We start from the raw sequence: 5,810 nt of genomic DNA, 5'->3' as shown, positions 1-5,810 counted from the left end.
GTTGATTTTCCGATTTTGAGTTCTTTTGCTACTTCCTCGCCTGTTTTGCCAGATGAATAGTAATAATTGACAGCATCTTGTTTAAATTCTTTTGAAAATTGCTTTTGATTTTTTGTTCCCACGAGCCTTCTCCTTTTGAATTGGGTTTATTATATCTTGTATTCTAAAAAGACTCAACTTTACTTGTCCTATTTTTATACTATCATCATAAACCAAGTGCTTGTGTTATTTGCCATGTTAAAGGCAAGTAAATGACGTCGCCATATAACATTGGCGGGTATTCATCTATAATGTTTTCCCAGTTAATTAAGACGGGATCATTATAGGCAATTGTCTTTAAAGTGTCTGCAAATGTGCACGTTGACATGGCAAAAAATAGAATGATTGTTAGTGTGGTGAGCTTGAACTTCATATGATCTCCTTGTGTGATATGTGTGTATTAATGTGCCCTTTTATAATTGCTACAAGCAGTAAAACAAACCTGAAAATGAAGCGTTTCAGGTTTGACAAAACCGCTGTGAAATAAGTTGGTTGTGACATTTCTATGTTGATTGATTTATGCATTTAAAAATTCAACCATCATATGCTTTTCGCTTTCGGTAAGCGCATGTAAGTGCCCTCGCTTTTCAACTAAATACGTTTGGCAGTTTGGAATGATTTTCTCAGCTCTTGGAATCACTAAACTTGCTGGAAACAGACAATCGAGTTCGGCAGCCATTACCAGCGTCGGCGCCAAGCATTTTTTCATGTCTTCTTCATCGACGTTACTTGGCATGCCTGATTTGACCTTCACATTGTCCATAATGCATTTGACGGTCTGATACGTCAGATCATCAATGTTTTCTTCTGTTAATGCCATTGGCAAAATACACTTGATTAAATACGATTTTTTACCGGTCAGTGTGTATTGAACCATAGGAACAGCCATTTGCATGCTCTTTATGGACAATGCATTGTTAATACCTGATGGAATATGTAATATGACGCGTTCAACCTTTTCTGGCGCATAGCACATTAGTTTTGCGAAGATCCCCGCACCAAATGAGCCCGCACAGCAAAGCATTTGCGTAAAGCCCAATGCACCAATCACGTCACTCGCCCACTTCCCATAGTCATAGCCCTTTGCAGACAGTGAAACTTCATCACTTTTGCCCGGGTGACCAATGATGTCAACGGCATAGACCTGAAATTCACTCAGAAGATAATCACTGAAACACAAATTATGCGCAGTTGTCGAATTGCCGCCATGCAGTAAAAACAGCGGCTTTCCAGCATCATTCCCTATTTTCACCACATGCGTTTTGCCAAAGGATGTATTCACAAAAATATCTTCATAAGGCATGCCTAAGCTTTTCATTTGCTCATCATAGAGAGAAAGAACGATTGCTTTACTGTTGCTTTTTTTGTAGATGGTTGTCATGGGTTCACCTCGATTCGTATAGGGTTTGCATCGTACTTAATCTTAAAATTACATAATAACAATAATAATATATAATTGAATATAATGCACCCCCTTTGTCAAGACACGAAGTTTATCTAGTATACTCAAAGACACGAATATCAAACTTTTTTTGCATTTCTACTGACAAGTATTAGCTGGTTTAGGCGACGGTTTAATTTCAAAACTATATTTAATTGATTTCAGCAATTGATTTTATGCTAATACTACCAATATTATTTCTTGGTACTTCCATATAAACATTTGTTTTATTATCTTTTGATTGAACTGCTAATGTAATATGATTTTTGAACTCATATATTTCATCACAATTATAGAAATGTCCATTATTTAAATATACCTTAAACTCTAGTTTTAAATATTCTCTTCTCATGATCAGATTTAAAAATAAAACTGATGCAGTACTCATTAAAATAGCAGATAAGATAAATATTAATGTAAAAAAAACAATTAAAAGATTTTGGTCTGTGTTATTAGCTTTATAAATATTTAAACTAATTATTAAATATGTTGATGAACCAAACGAAAGCGTCAGAACAACAAGCCACTTCTTAACACGATTTTTATAGTCAATATTTAAAACTGATAATCCCTTGATTAATGCGACAGTTATTAGAGTACTTAATAACAAAATTAAAAACAGTTTTTTTTGGGAAATATCAGCAATGCCGTTAACGTCTCTAGTTAAATAATTGATTTCTAAAAAGAAAATTACTAAAGTTAATGATAATGATATTAAAATTGAATTTAATAATTTTCCAAATGATCGATTTTGGTATCGTTGACTAATTTTGTTACTCTTTCTAATTCCTCCATAAGGCTTTATTATAGAAAATGTACTGATTAATGCAGGAATTATTACAATAATCTTTGAAACTAATTCTATAAATAAAATGATTTTATTTTCCATACTACCTCACAAAAAACTGTTGTTTAACGTTTTGTCCGCGATTCTACATGCTTCTGAGCTTCGTTTGTTTATTGCAGCAATCGTTTCTATCCTTACTGAATTTTTCTTTCAACATGGATTTGAAGTCTATGTGCTTAATCCCTTCACAACCAGTCTTAGAAAATCTAAATCACTTCGTAAAAACAAAACTGATCCACTGGATACACACCGTATTGTACATGCTTTTACACACAAATGCCCACACCTTTTGTGCCTGCTGAAATTGTATTCGAAAAGCTCCATTTCCTCGCCAGATAGTACGATGGTTTGGATACTACTTATCAAGAATTGGTTGTTAGGATGCACACACTTGTTGATCTCGTCTATCCAAATTTTAATCATGTCTTTTTTAGTGTTAGATGCAAAAGCACAATTCGCTTTTTTCTTGTCTTTCCGACGCCTCAAAGTGTGTTAAATGCCTCTGTTGATGAGATTATTCGTTCCTTTCACTCATCTAAAAGAACGAATGCTTGGCACATAGACAAAGCCTATAAGATCATTGATGCTGTCAAGCACGGCTCTGTCGCACATTCGGCACAAGTTCCAATGCTTTCATACTATGCAGAACTCATTCTGCACATGCAAGACACACTAAACGATATTTGTACTCAAATGAACACAGTTGCGATATAATCCCCTTATTACGAACTTTTGACATCCATTCCAGGAATCGGTGAAGTAATAGCTTTGATCATACTATCTGAAATCGGCGATATTAGCCGTTTTCCTTCTAAGAAACAATTGACTGCTTTTGCCGGCCTTGATACGTTAGTCTTTCAATCTGGTAAATATCTAGCGCGTAGCGGTAAAATATCTAAACGCGGCACGCCCTATCTTAGAAAAGTACTTTATATGACTGTAACTGCTGGTATTAGCAATCAATCAACAGGGACTTCAAACAAGGTCCTCAGAGATTTTTATGACCATTTGCTTGAACAGGGAAAAACTAAACGCGTAGCATTTACCGCAACATCATGCAAACTTTTAAGGATTATTTTTGGCATATTGAAGAGCAATACTACATTTATAAGTCAATCATAGCATATTCTTAAAGTCTCAGACACGAGGCTTATTTACTATGCTCAAAAACACGAATATCAAGCTTTTTTACATTTTACTGACAAGTATTAGCTGGTTTAAGCGAAGCAAATCATTTCTTTAGAAAAAAATTTATATCGGCTTCATTAATTAAACTAATTAGAGCTGTAGGATTTGTACTTGAAGCACTATATGTAGGATCTTCTAAAAAGGAATTATTTAAAAAGTCATCAATATAAAGTACAAACAAATTTAAATCTATTGATTCATTAATTTTATCTATACTTTTAATTGTAATGCTTAGTTTATGATAAAAAGCAGCAAGTATCATTGCTATAGATATTTGAAATTTATAGTTTCTATTTGAAATGCCATAAATCTCTTTAGAAAATGGATACTCGTAATAATCACTTAATGAAATAAGAAATTTATTGAAAGAATCAAACATCAATGTGAGTTTACGATAGTTGGTTTGAAATTCTTCAAAATTCTCTTTTTGCAACTCTGCTTTTTCTTTCATGAAATGTTCTGCATATTGAGGAGATTTCGAAATCTCACTTTTTATTCCAGTTTCTAAAATGCTTAGTACTACGAAAATACTTTCTTGCAATTTTTTCTTCTGAATTCTATCTCGAGTAACATTGTATGCCTTTGATAAGTACATAGACGGTTCTTTATATAATTTATTTGAAAACCTATTTACATATTGATTAATTTCAGAATTATAAACTGCATGTCTGATTTCTTGAGGTGTTAATGGTTTTGTTCCTTTATTATATCTACTAAAAATTTCAATCTCAAATTCATCACCAGGAAAATCTTTAAATAATATCATTGATATTTCTTTACTGATAAATTTTCTTTTTTCATCCATATCAAAACTTTTATAGTTTTTATCATCGTAATTTTTTAATATAGTTAATCCTTCTAATGCAAATTTATTATTATAAAATCGATAAAACGCTCTCAACCTATGTTGCCCATCTATAACATTCATAACTTGTACACCATTTAATAATGAATTCGCCAAAAATATTGGTGGAATTGGTATCCCTACTAATATAGATTCAATTAAAGAACTTTCATCTTTTATCGTAGATCTATAATCTCTTTGATAATCAGGTTCAATAATTATTGAATCGTTATATTTTAATATCTCATCATCAGTTAATTCTTCTTGAATCTCTTGTAACTCAAAACCATTTCTTATTCTTTCAACTAAAACTTGAATTGATAAATTCTGTTCCTTCGGATTAATTATATATTGTAATTTTTCTGTCATTCCTAGTAATCCTCCTCTTGAAATTCAATTATATTTCTTTTAGCAATAATATCTTTAACTACATAACTTAATTCTGGATAAAGGTGAGAAAAACCAATTCCCATATTGAAAATTGAAGTAAGTATTTTCCTTTTGCTATCTGGCTCTATGATGATTTTTTTTAGAATTTCATCGTCACCTACATTTTCTAACGGTTCATCACCATCTTCAAATTTTACAAAAAGACCATTTTGAGCATTAATTCTATGATTCATTTTTCTTGCTTGGATTGCTATTGGACCATCAACGTTCAGTGGAATTTTATCAAATGTTGTTATTACATCAGAATATTTAGCAAATTTTCGATTTAATTCATATGGATTCAAAAAATATACTTCTGAATTTGAAATATTTTCATCATTTACTAATTGAAAAGCATTTTCTACTGAGAACATTAATGAAATGATATGTGCTCTACTAAAATCTAATAAATACGTTGGCAGTCCATAATGTTGAGCATAGATCATCCATTCAATATCATTGATAATATCCCCAGGTTTCTCTATGTAATTATATGAATTGATTTTAAATTCATCCAAATAGTAACATAATAGTTTTTTTGAATATTTTCTTTTCTTGTTCTCATCAAATCTTAATCCTGATGGTAATAAGCTATATTCCTTTGTTTGCCCTCTTGATAAACAAAAGTTTTTATCTAAGTCCTCAACAAATTCCATATATTCACTTAGTGATTTTATTTTTACTATTTCCATTTATCCTCTCCTATGATTTATTTAGCCTAACGCCAGTATTACCGCCTTATCACGTAAATAAGGTAAATATATCAGAATTCACGTAATATTACATAAATACATACTATACTACTCCTTAGAATTTATAACTTCCAATAAATATGCCATGCCCATGTGGTCTGATTATTCAGAAAACAATAATATTTATGTAAAGTAAATCATACTAAAACTGATGATAGTATAAAAATAGGACAAGTAAAGTTGAGTCTTTTTAGAATACAAGATATAATAAACCCAATTCAAAAGGAGAAGGCTCATGGGAACAAAAAATCAAAAGCAATTTTCAAAAGA

7 protein-coding genes are annotated in these 5,810 nt (G+C 31.4%); 2 read left to right on the top strand and 5 right to left on the bottom strand.

The features are described from left to right. Nucleotides 1-205: 205 nt before the first annotated feature. From KHM83_RS19365 to KHM83_RS19355, 3 genes are all read right to left on the bottom strand, one after another. Nucleotides 206-412 (bottom strand): hypothetical protein, encoded by a 207-nt coding sequence (locus KHM83_RS19365; protein WP_213238686.1) that lies wholly within the window; start codon nt 410-412, stop codon nt 206-208. A gap of 144 nt (nt 413-556) precedes the next feature. Beyond that, nucleotides 557-1,420, bottom strand: a complete 864-nt coding sequence (locus KHM83_RS19360; protein ID WP_213238685.1) for an alpha/beta fold hydrolase — start codon at nt 1,418-1,420, stop codon at nt 557-559. 211 nt (nt 1,421-1,631) lie between these two features. Further along, on the bottom strand, nt 1,632-2,369 hold the full coding sequence (locus KHM83_RS19355; RefSeq protein ID WP_213238684.1) for a hypothetical protein: 738 nt from the start codon (nt 2,367-2,369) through the stop codon (nt 1,632-1,634). Nucleotides 2,370-2,708: 339 nt separating this feature from the next. On the opposite strand from KHM83_RS19355, the gene KHM83_RS19350 reads away from it, so the two are divergent. Next, the gene (locus tag KHM83_RS19350; RefSeq protein WP_213238683.1) at nt 2,709-3,041 is read left to right on the top strand and encodes a hypothetical protein; all 333 of its coding nucleotides are present in this window, start codon (nt 2,709-2,711) and stop codon (nt 3,039-3,041) included. An 18-nt stretch (nt 3,042-3,059) separates the two neighbouring features. Then, on the top strand, nt 3,060-3,449 hold the full coding sequence (locus tag KHM83_RS19345; RefSeq protein ID WP_213238682.1) for a transposase: 390 nt from the start codon (nt 3,060-3,062) through the stop codon (nt 3,447-3,449). A 109-nt stretch (nt 3,450-3,558) separates the two neighbouring features. On the opposite strand, the gene KHM83_RS19340 is transcribed toward KHM83_RS19345, so the two are convergent. Beyond that, on the bottom strand, nt 3,559-4,728 hold the full coding sequence (locus tag KHM83_RS19340; protein WP_213238681.1) for a DUF262 domain-containing protein: 1,170 nt from the start codon (nt 4,726-4,728) through the stop codon (nt 3,559-3,561). 2 nt (nt 4,729-4,730) lie between these two features. Continuing rightward, nucleotides 4,731-5,480, bottom strand: coding sequence for an FRG domain-containing protein (locus KHM83_RS19335; protein WP_213238680.1), 750 nt, complete (start codon nt 5,478-5,480; stop codon nt 4,731-4,733). Between the last annotated feature and the right edge of the window lie 330 nt (nt 5,481-5,810).

The sequence above is a fragment of the Fusibacter paucivorans genome, from assembly GCF_018390735.1.
Taxonomy (GTDB): domain Bacteria; phylum Bacillota; class Clostridia; order Peptostreptococcales; family Acidaminobacteraceae; genus Fusibacter; species Fusibacter paucivorans.
Note: the sequence above shows the minus strand (reverse complement) of the source record. Positions and strands in the feature narration are given on the sequence as shown.